Raw genomic sequence first — 17,850 nt, forward strand, 5'->3', positions numbered from 1 at the left:
CTATCGTCCAGACCTGGCAGACGGGCGAGACTACTTGGGCGCGACCGGCGCGCAACTCGTTGGGAGCGGAGAGAAAAGCCCGCCGCAGCAGGGCCGGGCGGGCTGAAGTACAGCTCAAGACGCTCACACCAAAGCACGATGTTCCCGGCAACGAAACTATCATCATGCTGCGCTGTGCTGGATTGTGTGGTTTCAGACAATTTGAGCGGTGCGATTATAGCCAAGCAAGTCCACATTTCAACGTAAGCTAACGGATTGCCCGCTGCACGTTCCTCAGGTCAGTGCCGTCTGCACATTGCGCAGGTTGAGCGCTGTCATGTCGGAGAAGCCGGTCGTTCGCATAATCGGTAGTATGGGGCGAGAAGCGTCCACTACGGCGGAACGGCACCAGGTGGCGCATTCACTCAGGCAAACGCCTGCGCTGACGAACACGAGCACCGTCTGGACGCTCCGCACAACAAAGCGGTTCAACCTGCTGGTGCTTCTTCCGCCATGCGCTTGGCGTCGTGCCGGTCCAGCGCCGGAAGGCGTGCGTGAACGCGGCCGGCTCCGAGAATTCCAGCGCGTCCGAGATCTCCGCCAAGCGCATGTCGGTGTTAACCAACAAATGCTTCGCAACTTTAAACCGCGCTTCGTTGAGAACTTTCGTGAAAGTTGTACCCTCGGACTTCAGCCGGCGGCTTAGTGTGCGCCGAGTGAACCCAATCACCTCTGCGATTTCTACTTCACTGATTGGCATTTCAATCACAAAGGCGCGCAAACGTTGAGAGAATGTGTCTGCCATGTCTGGAGCGGATACGATAGTCTCGGAACGCATAGCTAAGCAAGCCCAACAGACTTGTGAGTATGGAATCAATACTATCCATCGCGTGATAGCGCAACCAGCGGCCGGATCAACGAACCCTGTCGGGCCGGCATCTCGCGCGCGGGGCGGCGCGGGGCGCGTAATGGCCTGTATGGGACCCGTTATGGCGCCTTTGGACAGTCTCCGAAAGCATTCCGGCGTGCCTCAGACTGGCCGTCAGTCGAGGGCCAGTCTATCGTCCTCCGGCGGGACCTTGCGGGCCACCATCTCGACTGTGCTAGTCTTTGGGCGTCCGCTCCAGGCCCGCACGCCCGGAGCAGGGCCGCGGGCCGGGTCCGAAAGCGGCACTGAAGACCCGGCCCGCTCAAAGGAACGCCGGCTCGGGAGGGGGAAGCCCGGCCGGCGTCGAAGGGGGAAGGTCCATACTCCTCATTCATCGCGTGGCCGCCCGGTCGGTTCCGGCCGCTGAGCCGCGCCGGCGTACCTCTCCGCGATGCCCTCCACGATGGCCCGGAGGTTCGCGACGACCCACGAGCAAGCCGGCGGCCGGCCGGCGTTGAAGAACCAATCGCCCGTGTCGGTCGGCTCGATGATGAGCGCCTCGGGCACGCGGTCGAGGTCGCCATCCCTGCCTGCCAGTGCTGGATACGGTTGCCGGGGCCCTGGTGAGATCGGCGAGCCGGCCGGCACCGAAGTGCTCCGCCGGCACGGGATCATGGGCGGTCCAGTTTATGGCTCCAGCTCGTCGGCCATTTCGGCGCTACGCATTGTCGGGATCTTGCTTGCCGCCTTCGATGACCGAAAAATTCATCCGATGATGTATCGAGTATGTTTGTTTGATCGCTTGCAGAAAAGATGCGTGTCCAGGATCAAGGTTTGCAAGAAATCCATCGAGGGCCGACTCTGTTTCTTTCTCGTTGGTAAGGCCACTGCGCTCCAATACACGCAAAATGTGCCTGAGGATCAGAGCGGTTCCTATTTGAACAGCGTCAACGGAAACCGGCTCTTGATCGGCCATTGACGCATTCTCCCTCTTGTCCTCAGCCGCGGCGTTGGCGGGCATTGTCCACCTTGCTGGGAATAGTTCGGTCGAGGCTGGCGTCATACGCCTGGAGCCCGGCCCCACACCGCTACTCACCATTTCGTGGATCTCAGTGTTGCCCTTGGCGCCGGTCACGTCGACGTTGATCGCTACGCAGTTCGGCGCGGTCGACTGGTTCGAGTTGGCGCCGACCTGCATCGTGACAGGGATCCACTTGCCGTTCGGGAGCGGCACGTAGGCTTCCGGCTTGCGCTCCTCGCCGATCTCGCTCCGGCCCGGCCGTACGCCTACATCCCCGCCATGCCCGACACGCCCACCGTCGGCGAGCTGTTCAAGCTCAACGCTGTCACCGACGAGCAGCTCAACACCGCTGTGCGGGAGTACCTGGACGACCCCACGCCCGACATGCGCCTGATCGCGAAGGGCGTGGCGATCGACATCGCCGCGGCCGTGGCGAACCACGAAATCCCCAGAGACGTGCTGGAGGATCCCGGCCTCGGCGACCGGGCGCGCCGCATGGTGGTCAGGACGGCGATCCTGATGGCGCGGGCCGGTTGAGCGAGACAATCATGGGCCTGATGGGGCCGTCCACCCCATCAGGCCCATCGTCCTCGCGGTCACGGCTGAGCCTGCATGGCCTGGAGATAGGCCCGGCGGCAGTGCAGAGCCGCCAGAGTCTCCTCGATCTCCCGCAGCACTTGGCGCGCCTCCGCGGTGTCCTGGCCGCGGCGCTCCTGGGCCTCAACCAGTAACACCTGCTCGGCTTGGCGCGCGGCCCCCTCGGCGATGAGCTGCTCGATGACGTCGAGGGCGGTGTCCTCGGGAAGCTCGGCCATGGCGGGCTCCATGGGGTCTGACCCTGGATACTCGGCGAGTATGGCGATCAGGGGCGCAATCCGGGACATGAGTGCACCCTTTCCTGCAGTACTTCGTCAACCATCCTGCGGCAGGCTGATCTAGCCGAGCTGATGCCCCATCCTGCTCGGCCCTGGCGGCGGCCCGACACTAACCCGTTCGCAGAGTCTGTCGGGTCGTCGCCTCCGGGATTTCGAGACCGCTCACCCCCGTTGCGTCTCCGGTGCGTCCAGGTGGCACCGTGATCATCGGAGTGCCGCACGTGCCGGCGGCGCACGCCCGGATCCCGAACTACCTGATCAACGCGGTGCCGCATCACCTCACGTGGTGGACAAAGGCGGCGCTGGAAGCGGTCGCAGCCCGGGCCGGTCTGGTCAGCGCCGCGGTCGAGATCGCGCCCTGGAGCGACGTGGATGCGATCGTGTACTGGATGGAGCGCTGCTCACCGGTGAAATGCTGCCAGGTTCATTATCGGCACTCCTGGGCGTGGCACGCCTCCGCGCTGATCGGCTTCATGGGTGGGTTCGTGATGCGGAAGCTCAAGCCGGAGCCGTTCCGCCCCGATGATGAGGGTGCATCACTGCTGCTGGTGGCGCGCAAGCCCGCAATCGCATGATCGATCCGCCTTAAGGTGCACTCAATGCACCAGTTGTGTCTGCATGGGCATTCCCATACGAACTCTTGGGACGGCAGTAGACACCAACTGTGGGCCGGCACCGAACGTTAAGGCGGCGCTCAGCACCCCGTCAGGCCCTCATCTAGCCCAAAGTAAGGCACGCGACCTGCGCTCCCTCCCGGACAGAATTGTCAACAAAACGACGGTTTTTCAGCCACTTAATCCTGTAAGGATTGTGTGCCAGGAAATCAAAATCAGACGCCGGCGGTGTCTTGCCCGCCTGCCACACCGAGGTCGCTCGCATAAGAGCGGCGTATGGAACCAGCTCGCAAATCCGCCTTGCGGACTACGCCGCGCTGCCCATCCGCAGCGCGGCAAATATCCCCTACGCCGTCGTACTCGGTGCAGTAGAAACTGCCTCACGCCCGCGCTCTGGCACGAGGGACAGGGCTGCCGAGATTAGCGCGAACAGCACGAGCGGCAGCAAGCTCATCGTGAAGCTGCCACTGGCATCCTTGATCGCGCCGATCAGGTAGGGGCCAAGGAAACCGCCGAGATTGCCTACCGCGTTGATCGCCGCGATGCTGGCGGCGGCGGTAGCAGGACGCATCTGCTCGGTCGCCAGTGCCCAGAACGGCCCCTTCAGCATGTAGACACCGACCGCTGCGACCGTCAGCGCGCAGATGACGGGGACAAGGCCCGACAGCACCGTGCCGCCGGCGAGCCCGAGGGCAAGCACTAGGAAAGAGAGCGCGAGGTGCCAGCGACGCTCTCGCGTCTGGTCGCTGTGGCGGCCCCAGAGGATCATCGCCACCGAGGCGAAGCCGTAAGGGATGCTGTTGAGCAGGCCGGTCTCGAAATTACCGAGGCCGAAACTCTTGACGATCTGTGGCGTCCAAAACGAGAGCCCATAGCTGCTTGCCGTCGAGCCGAAGTAGATTGCGGCGAACAAGATTAGTCGGCGGTCACGCAGCGTCTCCCGCATAGGGGGCTTCGCCTCTCCGCCGCTAGCGTTGTTCCGCCCCGCCTCGCTCCGGAGGCGCAGTTCGAGCCAATCGCGCTCGGCTGGAGGCAGCCACGCGGCTTTGTGCGGACCGTCGGGTAGGACCACGAGCACGACACCTGCCAGCAGCACGGCGGGCAACCCTTCGAGGATGAACAGCCACTGCCAGCCGGCCAGGCCGAGCCCGGTCACGTTGAGCAGCGCGCCGGAGATCGGCGAGCCCAGGAACGACGAGATTGGGATCGAGATCATGAAGATGCCGACGATCCGCGCCCGGTACTCGGACGGGAACCAGTAGGTCAGGTAGAGGATCACGCCCGGGAAGAACCCGGCCTCCGCTACGCCGAGCAGGAAGCGCATGGCGAGGAACGACCACGGCCCCTGCACGAACGCCATGGCGACGGAGATCAGGCCCCAGGTCGCCATGATCCGGGCGATCCACAGCCGCGCCCCGTAGCGCTCCAGCATCAGGTTGCTCGGTACCTCCATCAGGAAGTAGCCCAGGAAGAAGATCCCAGCGCCCCAGCCGAATACGGTGGCAGAAAGGCCGATGTCGTGGTTCATCTGGATCGCGGCGAACCCAACGTTCACCCGGTCCAGGAATGAGACGAAGTAGGCAAGGATCAGGAACGGCACGAGCCGCCATCCGATCCGCCGCATCGCCGAGCGTTCCAGTTCGGCATCAACCATGGCGTTCCTCCTCGTTGGCGGCCGTTTCGAGGCCGTTTATGGATGCAGGACCTGTTTATAGAGGTGGCCTGTTCATCTGTTAATTGACGCGACTCCACACTCTGCCGAGAAGGAGACGATTTTGTCGATCCAGCTTGACGACCTCAGGCTCAAAGCCGCGAGGGGCCTGTCGCCTACGCGAATGAGCCGACGTTCACGGGTCGTTAGCCATGCCCGCCCAGCTTGCCGCTCCGCCTCGGAGCCGGCCCATGATCCTCAGCGCCCTCGCCCTCACGCTGAAGCGGCAGGCCCGAGACGACTTCCGAGGCCGGCATTTCGAGGCCACCCTCATCGTCCAGGCCGTCTCCTGGTACCTGCGCTACGCCCTCAGCTATCGTGACATCGAGGAGATGTTCCTGGAGAGGGGCATGGAGGTCGACCACTCCACCATCAACCGGTGGGTGCTCGCCTACGCGTCCACCATTGAGCGGCGCCTGCGCCGGTTCCGCAAGCCGCACTGCGGCTCGGTGCGCGTGGACGAGACGTACATTCGGGTCCGGGGTCAGTGGCACTACCTGTAGCGCGCCATCGACAAACACGGCGAGGCGGTCAACTTCCTGCTCACCGCCCAGCGCGACCTCGACGCGGACAAACGCTTCTTCCGCAAGATGCTACAGGATCAGCCGCTGCTCGCGCCCGACCGCATCGGCACCGATGGTGCTGGCCCTTACCCGCCGGCGATCGCCGAGAGCCACAAGGAGGGCCTGCTGCCGCGCACGCCCACCCACCACGTCACCAAGCACCTGCAGCAAGGGATTGAGAGCGACCACTTCAGGGTGAAGCGGGCGATGCCGCGGGTGGGTGGGTTCCGCTCCTTCACCACGGCCCGGCGCACGATCCAGGGCTTCGAGGCCATGCTGTGGCTGCGCAAGGGCTTTGGCTCCTCAGGGGCGTGGACCGTGCGCGAGCAGAACCAGCTGCTGGCCACCTGCTTCCGGCCTCGCCGTCGCGAACAAAGCGTGAAAGCGGGGACGGGGAGCCCCTTCTGCCGCCTGAACCCGAGTTTGCGACAGGCCCCTGTTGAGTTGGTCTATTCAGGGGATGCGCTCAACCGCGTCCTGTGTAGGACCGGGTTGCTGCACTCTCCGGTGTCCTCCGCCGAGTGCGGCAGGCGGCCGGGCTTGCCGAGAACCTTGAGCCCGGCCGCCGCCCTCAGGCCCGCTCCAAGATTTTGTTCTTAGTAGCAAAGAAGTGCTGGTGATTGTCCGGGTGTGCGACAGAGCACACCCGTGCACCAGAAAGCCAGATACGTCTTCTTCATCGCAACAACGTGAGAGATGAGGAGGATGTCATGAACGCCCACGACAGCACCTTCGAGCAGCACGACGACCGCCAGACCGCCGAGTGCGCCACGGACGAGTTGTCCGCTCACGATCTCGACGCGGTGGTCGCCGGAGCCGGGATCGGCACGGTGGCGCCGGAACAGTTCAAGCCGGGAGGCTACGCCGGGCTCAAGGGATTGTGGTGGGAGTGGACGCACCAGCTCTTCTAATGAAAAAGGCCCGGGTCTCCCCGGGCCTTCTCGTATCAGGTGGGAGCGAGGGTCAGGCGGCGGCGTGGGCCGCCTTCAGGGCCGGGACCTTCTTGTAGTGCTGGACGATCCCATAGGTGACCATCACGCCGCCGCGCAGCGAGAGAGCGACCAGGGCTACGCCGCCCGTTGGAGGATGGGCTGTACCTGGACGGCCGACCACGTCCGGCCCCGCGCCGCCGTGACACTCTCCCTGGTCCAGTCGGACCGGGGAAGGCACGGCCTCCACTCACCCTTGCCCTGTGCCGGTCCGCGCAAGCCGCCATGCCCGCGAGGTCCCATGGTGGGCTGTTGCCTTGAGGTGCGGCGGCCGGGCTCGCTGTGCGGGTGGAGCCCGGCCGCTGGCTGCAACGACCGACCGCTGGATCGGGGATGTCAGGCGGTCGCTGCCTTCGCCCTCGCCGGGGAGAGAGGTCGGTCTCGAATAGAAGGGGCGACGGCCCGGGATCTCTGCAAGCGAGAACGAGGTGAACCCGGGTCGCCGCCGTGCCAGCTGGGTGTTCAGCGCGGCAGGCGAAAGGCTGGGTCGGGATGGTTAACAAAGTGCTACCGGCAGCAGAACGCCCGGCGGCTGTCCCCTACCGCCAGGCGTCTGTTCGGCTCAGACCCATGAGACTCACGCAAGTCTGACCAACCCGAGCTCGATTGGCGAGTTCAAGCGTTGCCTTTCCGACTGGCGTTAAATGGCGTCAGATAACGGCCCGGTGCTCTGGGGTCTGTCGCAAACGCGAACGCGCCGTCGTTCACCCGCACGCGCCCGGAGCGCGAGACCGGCCGGAACACGGGCCCTGAGGCGATGCTGGCCGCCCCCAGCCAGTCGGGGCATGTCGCAAAGATTTTTGGCGTAGAAAAGTATGCTCCCAGCATGGACGCACTCCAGTCCGACGGGGCGTATCGGGGGTCGTGTCCCCAGGGGTGGTGTAGCTGCGGCGTGGCGGCCACGGTCACCGGGCGTGGCCGGGGACGATCAAGCTGCCAGGGTGGGCAGGCTGACAAGGGGATCATTGCCGATCGGGGCGATGCTTTCCAGGGTCATGGAGCGGGCGCGCTGGACGGCCCACTCATCGTTCTGCTCGAGCAGGAGCGCGCCGACGAGGCGGGTGATGGCCGCCTCATCGGGGAAGATGCCGACCACCTCGGTGCGCCGCTTGATCTCGCCGTTGAGGCGCTCCAGCGGGTTCGTGGAGTGCAGCTTGACCCGATGCTGGGCGGGAAAGCCCATATAGGCCAGCACGTCGGGCTCAGCGTCGTCCATCAGGGCTGCGAGCTTGGGCACCTTGGGTCGGAGCTGATCGGCCACCCGCCGCCATTGCTGACGGGCTGCCTCGGCGTCGTCCTGGGCGAAGGCGGTGGCGATGAAGGCCGACACGACGCGCCGCCCGCTGCGGCCGGCGTGGGCGAGCACGGTCCTCATGAAGGGGACGCGGCACCGCTGCCAGGTCGCGTTCATCACCTTGGCGACCGACGCCTTGAGGCCCGTGTGGGCGTCCGAGATCACCAGCTTCACGCCGCGCAGGCCGCGGCGCGCCAGCTTGCGCAGGAACCCGGTCCAGAAGGTCTCGGCCTCGGAGGGGCCGACGTCCATGCCGAGCGCTTCCCTGCGGCCGTCGCTGTTCACACCGACCGCCAAGATCACCGCGACAGAGACGATGCGCCCGGCTTGGCGCACCTTCACGGAGGTCGCATCGAGGGCTTGTCGCAAACTCGGCTGCGAGCAGCAGAAGGGCGTCTGCCGCCCCGTTTTCATGCTTTGTTCGCGACGGGAAGTCCGAAGCACTGCGCGAGCAGCTGGTTCTGCTCCCGAACGGTCCATGCCCCTGAGAACCCGAAGCCCTTGCGCAGCCACAGCATCGCCTCGAAGCCCTGGATCGTCCGCCGCGCTGTGTGAAAGGAGCGGAACCCGCCCACCCGCGTGACCCGGAAGTGGTCGCTCTCAATCCCTTGCTGCAAGTGCTTGGTGACGTGGTGGATGGGCGCGCGTGGCAGCAGGCCCTCCTTGCGGCTCTCGGCGATCGCCGGCGGGTAAGGGCCAGCACCATCGGTGCCGATGCGGTCGGGCGCGAGAAGCGGCTGATCCTGTAGCATCTTGCGGAAGAAGCGCTTGGCCGCTTCCAGGTCGGGGTTGGCAGTGAGCAGGAAGTCGACCGCCTCGCCATGCTTGTCGATGGCCCGGTACAGGTAGCGCCACTGACCCCGGACCCGAATGTACGTCTCGTCCACGCGCACCGAGCCGCAGTGCGGCTTGCGGAACCGGCGCAGGCGCCGCTCGATGGTGGACGCGTAGGCGAGCACCCACCGGTTGATGGTGGAGTGGTCGACCTCCATGCCCCTCTCCAGCAGCATCTCCTCGATGTCACGATAGCTGAGGGCGTAGCGCAGGTACCAGGAGACGGCCTGGACGATGAGAGTGGCTTCGAAGTGCCGGCCCGTGAAGTCGCCGCGGGCCTCTCTCTTCAGCGTGAGGGCGAGGGCGTTCACGATCATGGGCCAGCTCCGAGGCGGAGCGGCAAGCTGGGCGGGTATGGCTAACGACCCATGAACGCGAGCCCGTTCGCGTTTGCGACAGGCCCCTCGAAGACGACCGGGATCGTCCCCGTCGCCGCGCGCGCCGCAGGCACCACGGGCGCACCCCCGGGGGCGACCAGGACCGCGATCCCGCTGCCCGCCAGCTCCTTGGCGAGCGCGGGCAGCTGCTCGTAGCGCCCGTCTGCCCAGCGGTAGGCGATCGCGACGTCGCGGCCCTCGACGAACCCGGCGTCGGCGAGCCCCCTGCGAAAGGCCTCGAGCCGGCTGGCAACGCGCTCGGGCGTCTCGGAGCCGAGATACCCGATCATCGGCAGCGTCGGCGACTGCGCCCGCACAGCGCGGGCCATTACGCCGCCGAGCAGGGCGCCGACAGGCCCGATGAGAATGTCGCGTCGTCTCATCGCTCGCTCCTCGACGAGCGCCGGGCATCACGCCGCGTCCGGCGCTGGCTGGTCATCAGCATCCCGTCCGGCCGCGCTACTGGTTGTGCAGAACAACTTCGAATGCCTCGTCGGGGGACGGTGGAACGAAGAAGCTTGTGAAGAGATCATAATCTTCGTCACTGACGATGAACTCGTGCTCTCCACTCTCATTTCTGCGACGCAGGCGGGATTTGCAAATCTCATCTGTAACGTTGAGATAGTGAAGCTGGTGCGCGCATCCCGCGTCCTCGAACAAGGTGCGCATCCATGCTCGACTGCTTGGTGTATTTGCAGGAAAGTCAAGCACAAGTGAGAGCCCGTTACGGAGCAAATCTACCAAATGCGGCGCGATGGCATTCCGCAACCGTGTGGAATTGCGAACATAATCAGCCAAGCTGTTCTGTTCTCCGGGATAAAGGCGGGAAAGCCAGTGATCTTCTCTCACGATCACCGTGCTTGGGCGACGGCCCAATTCCACGACGAGAGTTGATTTTCCAGCCGCGATCTTACCGCACACAAGGTGCAGCGTGGGTTTGTTCAAAGACATGCATTTCGACCTTGAGAGACGCTAAGCGCATGATGTTCACATACGGACGGTCCCGGCCCGACGCATCAGGCCGGGCGGTTAATTCGCCCCATGCTCGCGGTCGCCGCGATGTGAACAAGGAAGGTCATGCCTCGATGATGCCAGCGCGTGCGCTTTCAGTCCAGCGCTCGCGTGTCTGGTTTCATGTTCTGCATGCCTTTGTGTGAGCAGCAAAGTTGGGTCGGATGCGGAACATCCGCTTCGTGGCCAGAGGTCAAGGTCCGGTTGCCACCCTGAGCAGCCGGTTCGTGTGGTACGATTTGGGTGTAGCCCTGCCGGACCAGCCCGGAGCCGGTTCAAAAAGGCGCGCCGACCATTCAAAGCGAACCGTCGATCAGGAGACCATCCGGAGCGAACCGACCGGCCCGCCCGTGTAGGTCAGAGCCGATCTCCGCGCCTCCATGGACGAGCAGGACACCCAGAGCGCTTGTCAGCAACTCGAAGCCTTCGCCGTCGAACGGGGGCACCGTCCGGCATCCGGGTCCCGTTCGGGATGTGGGTCGCCCGCACCGCATCCGCGTAGCGGTTCATCAGGGCGAGCTCGTCGGGCGAGAACAGGGTCTGGGCCGGCGGGAAGCAGCGCCATTCGCGTAAGGCGGGCCTATGGAACGAGAAGAGCCCGCCATGGTGGAAGCCGGACGGTCTGAAGAGGTCAATGTGTGGCCGCATAAGGGCTTGAGGTCCTCAGGCGCCTGGGGCGTGCGGGAGCACAACGAGTTGCTCGCGCACTGCTTCGGATTTTCCATCACGAACAAAGCGTAAAGCGGGGATAGCCGAGCACCTTCTGCCTCCCGAGCCCAAAGGTGCAATCTCGCACAGATTAAGGCCGGGTAAGTCTTATCGTACTCCAATCTCTAATGAGGAATACGGCCATGTCTCGCACCCTCATTACCATCGACCTTCAGCCCTCTGAACTGTCCGATGATGACCTCGAGCATGTCGCGGGCGGTCTGACCCCGGAGGGGCTGGGCAAGATAGCGACCACGGTCATCAAAGCGACGGTTGCGTTCGGCACAGCGGTCGCTGATGGTTTCGCGCTTTCTGGTGGGCCGAAATTCCCAGGTACGTCCAACTGTTCGCACTGTCTGTGAATAGCCTAGCAGCACTATAATAACCGAGGGGTCAATGGGTGTAATACTCATAGCCCCTCTGCCGCGAAGACCGAGAACTGCTTTTTCTAGCCACACTCGTGCAAATAAATTCACACTGTCACTAGAATTGCAAACTAATATCCTGAGATCATACTATTGGAAATTGTGATTTTTAAAAAATCGGCCTGACTATCTACCGATTTTATGTTTGCTGATGTTTTATGAGAAGTTCCACCGGCTGCGATTTCAAGCTCCTCATCTGTAATAGCGTCGATTTCGTTATGATCATTGGCTATAATTTCTGGCTTGTCTGTCGGCATATTAGATCTCCAGATCTGTGAGCCGGATGCCGTCACCTCATCTTGCGACAAGTATCTAGGCCATGAAATTCATAGCATGGCTGACCCAACATATATGTGCTCGACCGCACAATGATCGTGATGCGCACCTCAGCCATTAGTGGTGCCTCTCTAAGGTATGCCTAAACGGACATGCTGCCGCCGCATGGCGAGTGGCGGCCGGGCGACAGAGGGGAGAGAGCACCTGGCTGCCTGCCGCGTCCGCGAGCCGTGCGGTACAGCCCTCAGGCGCGGCACGCGCAGTATGCCGAGGTCCAGTGCACGGTGGATGACGGCCAGGCCACCCCACGGAGGGCCGGCTGCCTGCCGCGCTGCAAGGTGGCGGTCTCCAAGAGCGACGGGCGCAGCATCGCCAACTCAGTGCGCCACGCAAGGGTGGCGGCCGGACCGGTTCCACCTATGCGCCCGGTCGCCTGCCGCGCGACAACCGGCGTGAAGACAGCAGCGCAGCAGGCGCGAGGACGGCGGAGGCGGTGCGGGCACGCGACAGCCGGCGTGAGGCAGTGCCGGGCTCGCCGAGGCGAAGGCATGGCTGCGCTCCGCCCCCCCCCCGCTCCGGTTGGGTCCCTTGGGGGCGGCCCTCGCACGAAGGCAGGGTCGCGCTACGGGGCGAATTACCGGCCCGCTATCGCGAAGGCGAGACAGCCCCCACCCGGGTGACTTCGCCTGACAGGGGTGTCAGCATTTCAGCAATTGGCGCCGTGTTCAAAATAAGGCGATACCGCACATAGATATCTTGTAGACTTGCATCTAGTCGAGTGGCGGGCCTTTCCGGTCCCTTCCGCCTCGATACAGGAGCTGTATGTTCCTGCGTGCAACCTTTTTGGAGGTAGAGCGTGGGTAACAACATGTTCGACGGCTGCCCGGACGACCTTTTTGTTGATCCGGGCGGTGGACATGCGGGTCGGGTGCTGAGTGAACGCGGGGCGGCGGGTCACCTCGGCGTGTCGGACCGCTATCTGCGCAGATGGCGCAGCAGGGGTGAGGGTCCGCCGTACGTCCGGCTAGGCACTCGAGTCGGCTACCGCATCGGGGACCTGAATGCGGCGAGCCTCCGCGCGCGCAAGGCGCACCCAGAACTGGCCCCTCTCGACCTCCCTGCGCACCCGCTCATCCTCGGCATCCGCCAGGGCCAAGGCGCTGCGCCAGCTCCAGGAGCTGCTCGCGGACCTCGCTGACGGACAGCCACGCCGCCCGCTCGCGCATCCTGGGCTTGCTGCCGGTACTCGGCTGCCTTGGCGACGGGGTCTGCATGCGTGTCCCGACGCGATGACGATCCGCGTTCGCGTTAGCGGTCGACTGGTGTGGGAGCACCACCTGCGATGCGCGCAGCCCCTAATTCGGGCGCGCGCTGAGGGTGCGCCTGCACACATATGGCGTGTGAAGGATTGTTTATACTCCCGATTGCTGGATACGGCTCATGATATCGAGCGCAGATCAGCATCCATGCGCAAAACTATAGGTGCGCACATGAGTGAGAAAAAAGAACCCACACACCACGATCTTGATCGTCAAGGCTCTGAAATGGCCTGCGAACTCAAGGACCGTGATCTCAACGATTGTGAGCTTGATAATGTTGTCGGCGGATTAAGTAGTTCAGTTAGTGAGGTGATGAAAAATTTCGGGAGTGCCCTGCAGACCGCCGGACGAGGTGGTTAAAGTTTCCGGGAATGCCCTGCAGACCGCCGCACGCAGATCATATTGGAACTGATCGCGATGCTCGCCGGTGTTGCCGGTGCCCTAACGCTCGTCGTTGCCGCTCATCCGCGCGCAGAGCGCCTCTGGATCCGTCGGCTACGGTGACGAGCGGGCAGCTGTCGAATCTCGTAAGCCGATCCGGTCGATACCCCCTGCCGTCTCAGCAGCCCTTGCGACGGTTCCGCTGGCCTCTGCCTCACAGGCCTAGCTCTCTCCCGAGCCGTGCGAGAGCAGCTTCGAGAGGGCTGTCTGCTCCACCGGGGCCTGTCGCAAACACGAACGGGCCCGCGTTCACGGGTCGTTAGCCATAGCCGCCCAGCTTGCCGCCTCCGCCTCGGAGCCGGCCCATGATCCTCAACGCCGTCGCCCTCAAGCTGAAGCGACAGGCCCGCGGCGACTTCCGGGGCCGGCACTTCGAAGCCACCCTGATCGTCCAAGCCGTCTCCTGGTCCCTGCGCTACGCCCTCAGCTACCGCGACATCGAGGAGATGCTGCTGGAGCGGGGCATGGAGGTGGATCACTCCACCATCAATCGCTGGGTGCTGTCCTACGCGCCCGCCATCGAACGGCGACTTCGCCGCTTCCGCAAGCCGCATTGCGGGACCGTGCGCGTGGACGAGACCTACATCAAGGTGCGGGGTCAGTGGCGCTACCTCTACCGGGCCATCGACAAGCACGGGCAGGCGATCGACTTCCTGCTCACCGCCAATCGCGACCTGGAGGCCGCCAAGCGCTTCTTCCGCAAGATGCTGCAGGATCAGCCACTGCTTGCCCCTGACCGCATCGGCACGGACGGCGCTGGCCCGTACCCGCCGGCGATCGCGGAGAGCCGCAAGGAGGGCCTGCTGCCACGGGCACCGACCCACCATGTCACCAAGCACCTGCAGCAGGGGATCGAGAGCGACCACTTCCGGGTCAAGCGGCCGATGCCGCGGGTGGGCGGCTTCCGTTCGTTCCACACGGCCCGCCGCACGATCTGCGGCTTTGAGGCGATGCTGTGGCTGCGCAAGGGCTTCGGCTTTGCCGGCGCGTGGACCGTGCGCGAGCAGAACCAGCTCCTCGCCTGCTGCTTTGGTCTTCTCGTCGCGAACAAAGTGTGAAAGCGGGGCGGTAGACGCCCTTCTGCGCCTCACAGCCGGGTTTGCGACACGCCCGCGCGGATCAGGCCGCTACGGGATGCCGCTCGAACTCTGATTGACCTGCTTCGGCGCGCCCGTCACCCTCAGATAGGCGAGTCAGTATGGGTATTGTCGTGAATATGCTGAATTGCACCGTCTGTTCTCACGAGTATGTTGATATTTGAACCACTATCACCATAGTTTAGTATACTATGCTGCTGTGTTATTATCCCTAAAGCGTCGCTATAGAGAACTGATGTATTTTGATGATAGTGATTTGCGTTGCTTACTATATTTCCCGTCGCCTCTGTTGTAAATAACAAGGCGTAAGTCGTATAATCGTACTGCGTAACAGAGTGATCATTTCCATGATTGTTATGAACACCGCCGTCTAAGATATTTGTGTCGTACTGAAAATCCTCAAACTGTGTTTGTGTATTCACAATCTCATTGTTGAATTCCGTGACATCTGTACGTGTGCCGCCATTCGGGCCGGGCGTGACCACAACCGTTTTCGCCATGTTAGCCTCCTGGACGTCGATAGATCAGCGGCTGTTTTCACAATAAAACTTGCAGAAAAAGTATCATTATTCATTATCTCAATCGAGGAGTTCATATGCACCTCAGTATAATCGCAGGGTGCCAGATAAAAATAACCTATGATAATATCCTAGATGAACGGCAGAGGAGCTCATTTTGTCGGCGGATACGCCCCGCGGAGGCGCGCGGCGCCCCCTGCCCGCCCGCAGGCGGACCGGCAGCGATGATCAGGATCTCGCGCCATGGCCGCCGGATCGCCGGCGTGCGGTAGCCCCGCGCATCGCATGTCAGTGAACAACCCGATCAGCTGCAATGGTCAATACCCAATCAGCCAGGCCGTTCTGAGGTCCGCTGTCCACCGAGGCCGTGTGAAAACTCAGGCGCGCTCCGAAATCGGAGAATAATCTTCTACACAGCCGTTATCCGAGCATCCTGGATGGCGGCCGAGATGCCAACTGGGTGCCTATTCCGGCGCTGCCCAGGGTTATCGAGGGAAGATCCTCCTGCCGCCTTTGCGTTTTCACACAGCCTCCACCCATAGCGACCCTGCCCCGGAACCGGACCTACGATGCCTAGACCAGCCCCGCCTTGATCGCGTCACCGATCCGGCTCGCCGCGGCGCGGCCGGGAGGACCGTTCTTGAGGTCGTTCACGACCTCGTCGTCGCGCAGGCGCGAGTAGCCGCCCGCTGTCGACTTGACCCACTCGACCCGCTCGGACATCGGGACGCCCGTCGCGCCCTCGAACGGGGTGGTCGCGGCGTTGAACTTCGCGAGGGCCCAGCGCTCGGTCGTGTGTAGCTCGTGCGGGGCGTGCTGGAGCCGCGCGTTGAAGCCGGCGTAGCCGCGTATCGAAGCCAGACGGTCCCGAGATAGACACTGCGCGATCCCGAACGCCCCCGAGCGCGGGTTCACCGAGGTCGGGCCGCCGCGGGCCTCCACGGCCGACCAGCGCGCCACCAGGGCCTTCGCGCCCAGCTCCGAGGCGCCGCCCTTCGCAAGCACGTCGACCGCGTGTTGCTGCCGCTCCACCGTCCACCAGCTGCCGATGCCTGCGTTGCTCCGGAGCCGCGTGAGAGCGCCGTCGAGGGTAGGCGCGGAGCCGCCGCTACCTCCGCCCCCCGCCGGCCTCCGGAACGCCGCCGACCTTATCGACGGCCCGGCCGACCTCGGTCCATTCCTCGCGGAACGACACGACGCTGTCGTCCTTGGCGACGCGCTGAAGGGCGCCCTGAAGCTTCGCCAGCGGCGCCGAGAACTGATCGTCGACGCTAATCCTGAAACGTAAGCTCTCGTCTGTCATCGTCTAATTACCTATGTGAAGACTGGGGCAGCATCTTAGACTAACGTCTTGCGTATGTGCTTGCGCACATTGTCGATTTTGCTATATAGAACCATTCTAGCATGGCAGGGCAAAACGGAGTAAAGAAATGGAAAGAGGTCAACATAATAACGCTAACGTCAATGCCAATCTTGCCGATACTGAGGCCGCAGGATCTATAAGCTTAGTTGCTGGTATTGTAGCCGCTTACGTGTCCAACAACTCGGTTCGGCCAGACGACCTGCCGAGCCTGATCGCTGCTGTAGGTGCCACTCTCGGCGATCTCGGAAAGCCCGCCGCGCCTCCGGTCGAGGAGAAGCCGAAGGCCACCCCGACCCAGATCCGCAAATCGATCACGCCGGACGCTCTGATCAGCTTCATCGATGCAAAGCCGTACAAGTCCATGAAGCGGCATCTCACCAAGAACGGTCTGACGCCTGACGAGTATCGGCAGATGTACGGCTTGCCGAGGGACTACCCCATGGTGGCGCCAAACTACGCGGCCCAGCGCTCCGAACTTGCCAAGAGCATGGGCCTCGGGGCCATCCGTCGAGGGGGCGCGAGGGGTACGCCCAAGTAGTTCGTGCACCTCATACGCCCGCCCCTCCCGCTCACGCGAGCACGGGAGGAGGCGGGCGGCCGAGTGCTGGCCGCCCGCCTCTCCCCATACCAAAACAAGTCCAAAGATGGGCACAGAACATAGCGGCTACATACCGTAATCGTGCGGCAAAGACTGTCAGTGCCGCTTGACTTTGCCAGCTTGATTGCCGATCTAGCGCGGCTTCAAATCGTTCGAAGCTTCAACAAAGATGGCAAAAGATGGCCGAGATGCGAGAAAACGCTTCCGAGACTGACGCGATCGAACTGACCGCCGCGATCATCGCCGCGTACGTGTCGAAGAACGCGACCCCGATGGGCGACCTGCCGGGGGTGATCGCCTCGGTGCACGACGCGCTAATCCAGCTCTCCAAGCCGTCGGCCGCCGAGCCCGCACCCCTCGTCCCGCCCGTGCCGATCAAGAGGACGGTCACGCCGGACTTCATCATCAGCCTTGAGGACGGTCGGCAGTACAAGTCGCTGAAGCGGCACCTCAGGACGCGCGGCCTCACGCCCGAGCAGTACCGGCAGAAGTGGGGCCTGCCGCCCGACTACCCGATGGTGGCGGCGAACTACGCCGCGCAGCGCTCCGAGCTTGCCAAGAGCATCGGCCTCGGCCAGTCCCGCCGCGCCGCGGGCCAGAAGGGCAAGTAGCTACTCGTCGGGGTCGCGGTCCGCCTCCGCGTCTGCCGACCGGATCGGCGACGTCACCGCGACCTCGATCCCGTCCAACTCGATCAAAATGTCTATCAACTCGCCGCGGATCAGGGTGGCGACCTCGGCCGCGGTCCTCATCGTGACGACCCGCGGCGCCGTTTTGGCGGGCAGGGCGAGCAGCCGGGATCGCATCGCGCCGACCGCCGCGCCCCAGGTCGCCTCGATGTCGTCGGCGGGCACCAACTCGCCGCGGAGCTGCGCCAGCTCCAGCCCGGCGAGGTCGGCCCGCGCCGCGGTCAGCCGCGCCCTCTCGGTCACGTAGTCGTCCGCGGCCGGCTCGTCCACGGCAGCCCGC

At 63.7% G+C, this 17,850-nt stretch carries 22 protein-coding genes and 2 pseudogenes; 9 read left to right on the plus strand and 15 right to left on the minus strand.

Going from position 1 to position 17,850, the window contains the following annotated elements; all coding sequences use genetic code 11:
- Window positions 1-400 precede the first annotated feature (400 nt).
- The 3 genes from M446_RS35065 to M446_RS36970 form a co-directional block, all read right to left on the minus strand.
- Window positions 401-784 (minus strand): helix-turn-helix domain-containing protein, encoded by a 384-nt coding sequence (locus M446_RS35065; RefSeq protein ID WP_083784653.1) that lies wholly within the window; start codon window positions 782-784, stop codon window positions 401-403.
- Between the two features lie 450 nt (window positions 785-1,234).
- Window positions 1,235-1,414 (minus strand): hypothetical protein, encoded by a 180-nt coding sequence (locus tag M446_RS08860; protein ID WP_018261847.1) that lies wholly within the window; start codon window positions 1,412-1,414, stop codon window positions 1,235-1,237.
- 151 nt (window positions 1,415-1,565) lie between these two features.
- On the minus strand, window positions 1,566-2,081 hold the full coding sequence (locus tag M446_RS36970; protein WP_150108615.1) for a hypothetical protein: 516 nt from the start codon (window positions 2,079-2,081) through the stop codon (window positions 1,566-1,568).
- Window positions 2,082-2,147: 66 nt separating this feature from the next.
- Between M446_RS36970 and M446_RS08865 the strand changes: the two genes are divergently transcribed.
- Window positions 2,148-2,405 (plus strand): hypothetical protein, encoded by a 258-nt coding sequence (locus M446_RS08865; RefSeq protein ID WP_012331765.1) that lies wholly within the window; start codon window positions 2,148-2,150, stop codon window positions 2,403-2,405.
- A gap of 59 nt (window positions 2,406-2,464) precedes the next feature.
- On the opposite strand, the gene M446_RS08870 is transcribed toward M446_RS08865, so the two are convergent.
- Window positions 2,465-2,683, minus strand: coding sequence for a hypothetical protein (locus tag M446_RS08870; protein WP_236728748.1), 219 nt, complete (start codon window positions 2,681-2,683; stop codon window positions 2,465-2,467).
- 260 nt (window positions 2,684-2,943) lie between these two features.
- Between M446_RS08870 and M446_RS08875 the strand changes: the two genes are divergently transcribed.
- Window positions 2,944-3,318, plus strand: coding sequence for a hypothetical protein (locus M446_RS08875; protein WP_265576573.1), 375 nt, complete (start codon window positions 2,944-2,946; stop codon window positions 3,316-3,318).
- 385 nt (window positions 3,319-3,703) lie between these two features.
- Here M446_RS08875 and M446_RS08880 read toward each other — a convergent pair whose 3' ends face one another.
- Window positions 3,704-5,011: an MFS transporter gene (locus tag M446_RS08880; protein ID WP_012331767.1), complete on the minus strand. Its 1,308-nt coding sequence runs from the start codon at window positions 5,009-5,011 to the stop codon at window positions 3,704-3,706.
- 248 nt (window positions 5,012-5,259) lie between these two features.
- On the opposite strand from M446_RS08880, the pseudogene M446_RS08885 reads away from it, so the two are divergent.
- A pseudogene (locus M446_RS08885) lies at window positions 5,260-6,013 on the plus strand (IS6 family transposase).
- A 328-nt stretch (window positions 6,014-6,341) separates the two neighbouring features.
- The gene (locus M446_RS08890; RefSeq protein ID WP_012331768.1) at window positions 6,342-6,542 is read left to right on the plus strand and encodes a hypothetical protein; all 201 of its coding nucleotides are present in this window, start codon (window positions 6,342-6,344) and stop codon (window positions 6,540-6,542) included.
- 52 nt (window positions 6,543-6,594) lie between these two features.
- Here M446_RS08890 and M446_RS38090 read toward each other — a convergent pair whose 3' ends face one another.
- From M446_RS38090 to M446_RS35070, 5 genes and pseudogenes are all read right to left on the minus strand, one after another.
- Window positions 6,595-6,744, minus strand: a complete 150-nt coding sequence (locus tag M446_RS38090; RefSeq protein ID WP_168169147.1) for a hypothetical protein — start codon at window positions 6,742-6,744, stop codon at window positions 6,595-6,597.
- A gap of 804 nt (window positions 6,745-7,548) precedes the next feature.
- Window positions 7,549-8,271, minus strand: a pseudogene (locus M446_RS08895) (IS256 family transposase); the annotation flags it as partial.
- Between the two features lie 53 nt (window positions 8,272-8,324).
- Complete coding sequence (locus tag M446_RS08900; protein ID WP_012331769.1) at window positions 8,325-9,065, minus strand: IS6 family transposase; 741 nt, start codon at window positions 9,063-9,065, stop codon at window positions 8,325-8,327.
- Window positions 9,066-9,106: 41 nt separating this feature from the next.
- Window positions 9,107-9,508: an ABC transporter substrate-binding protein gene (locus tag M446_RS08905; protein ID WP_012331770.1), complete on the minus strand. Its 402-nt coding sequence runs from the start codon at window positions 9,506-9,508 to the stop codon at window positions 9,107-9,109.
- Between the two features lie 76 nt (window positions 9,509-9,584).
- A complete protein-coding gene (locus M446_RS35070; RefSeq protein WP_012331771.1) occupies window positions 9,585-10,076 on the minus strand; it encodes an AAA family ATPase in 492 nt (163 codons plus the stop codon).
- A gap of 911 nt (window positions 10,077-10,987) precedes the next feature.
- On the opposite strand from M446_RS35070, the gene M446_RS36975 reads away from it, so the two are divergent.
- Entirely contained in the window at window positions 10,988-11,206 is a 219-nt protein-coding gene (locus M446_RS36975) for a hypothetical protein (RefSeq protein WP_150108616.1), read from the plus strand.
- Between the two features lie 134 nt (window positions 11,207-11,340).
- Here M446_RS36975 and M446_RS36980 read toward each other — a convergent pair whose 3' ends face one another.
- Window positions 11,341-11,526: a hypothetical protein gene (locus tag M446_RS36980; RefSeq protein ID WP_150108617.1), complete on the minus strand. Its 186-nt coding sequence runs from the start codon at window positions 11,524-11,526 to the stop codon at window positions 11,341-11,343.
- Window positions 11,527-13,035: 1,509 nt separating this feature from the next.
- Here M446_RS36980 and M446_RS36985 point away from each other — a divergent pair.
- Window positions 13,036-13,224 carry a hypothetical protein gene (locus M446_RS36985; protein WP_150108618.1) on the plus strand — a complete coding sequence of 63 codons (189 nt, stop codon included), beginning with the start codon at window positions 13,036-13,038 and terminating at the stop codon, window positions 13,222-13,224.
- Window positions 13,225-13,610: 386 nt separating this feature from the next.
- Window positions 13,611-14,363: an IS6-like element ISMtsp2 family transposase gene (locus M446_RS08910; protein WP_012331773.1), complete on the plus strand. Its 753-nt coding sequence runs from the start codon at window positions 13,611-13,613 to the stop codon at window positions 14,361-14,363.
- A 122-nt stretch (window positions 14,364-14,485) separates the two neighbouring features.
- Here M446_RS08910 and M446_RS36990 read toward each other — a convergent pair whose 3' ends face one another.
- From M446_RS36990 to M446_RS08920, 3 genes are all read right to left on the minus strand, one after another.
- On the minus strand, window positions 14,486-14,902 hold the full coding sequence (locus tag M446_RS36990; RefSeq protein ID WP_150108619.1) for a hypothetical protein: 417 nt from the start codon (window positions 14,900-14,902) through the stop codon (window positions 14,486-14,488).
- A gap of 591 nt (window positions 14,903-15,493) precedes the next feature.
- Window positions 15,494-15,952, minus strand: coding sequence for a hypothetical protein (locus M446_RS08915; protein ID WP_012331774.1), 459 nt, complete (start codon window positions 15,950-15,952; stop codon window positions 15,494-15,496).
- Window positions 15,953-16,028: 76 nt separating this feature from the next.
- Window positions 16,029-16,223, minus strand: a complete 195-nt coding sequence (locus tag M446_RS08920; protein ID WP_012331775.1) for a hypothetical protein — start codon at window positions 16,221-16,223, stop codon at window positions 16,029-16,031.
- A 127-nt stretch (window positions 16,224-16,350) separates the two neighbouring features.
- Between M446_RS08920 and M446_RS08925 the strand changes: the two genes are divergently transcribed.
- Together M446_RS08925 and M446_RS08930 are read left to right on the plus strand one after the other, a co-directional pair.
- Window positions 16,351-16,821 carry a MucR family transcriptional regulator gene (locus M446_RS08925; RefSeq protein WP_012331776.1) on the plus strand — a complete coding sequence of 157 codons (471 nt, stop codon included), beginning with the start codon at window positions 16,351-16,353 and terminating at the stop codon, window positions 16,819-16,821.
- Window positions 16,822-17,060: 239 nt separating this feature from the next.
- Complete coding sequence (locus M446_RS08930; protein ID WP_012331777.1) at window positions 17,061-17,492, plus strand: MucR family transcriptional regulator; 432 nt, start codon at window positions 17,061-17,063, stop codon at window positions 17,490-17,492.
- Here M446_RS08930 and M446_RS08935 read toward each other — a convergent pair whose 3' ends face one another.
- On the minus strand, window positions 17,493-17,840 hold the full coding sequence (locus tag M446_RS08935; RefSeq protein ID WP_012331778.1) for a hypothetical protein: 348 nt from the start codon (window positions 17,838-17,840) through the stop codon (window positions 17,493-17,495).
- Between the last annotated feature and the right edge of the window lie 10 nt (window positions 17,841-17,850).

Origin of the sequence: Methylobacterium sp. 4-46 (genome assembly GCF_000019365.1) — a bacterium.
Lineage (GTDB): Bacteria > Pseudomonadota > Alphaproteobacteria > Rhizobiales > Beijerinckiaceae > Methylobacterium.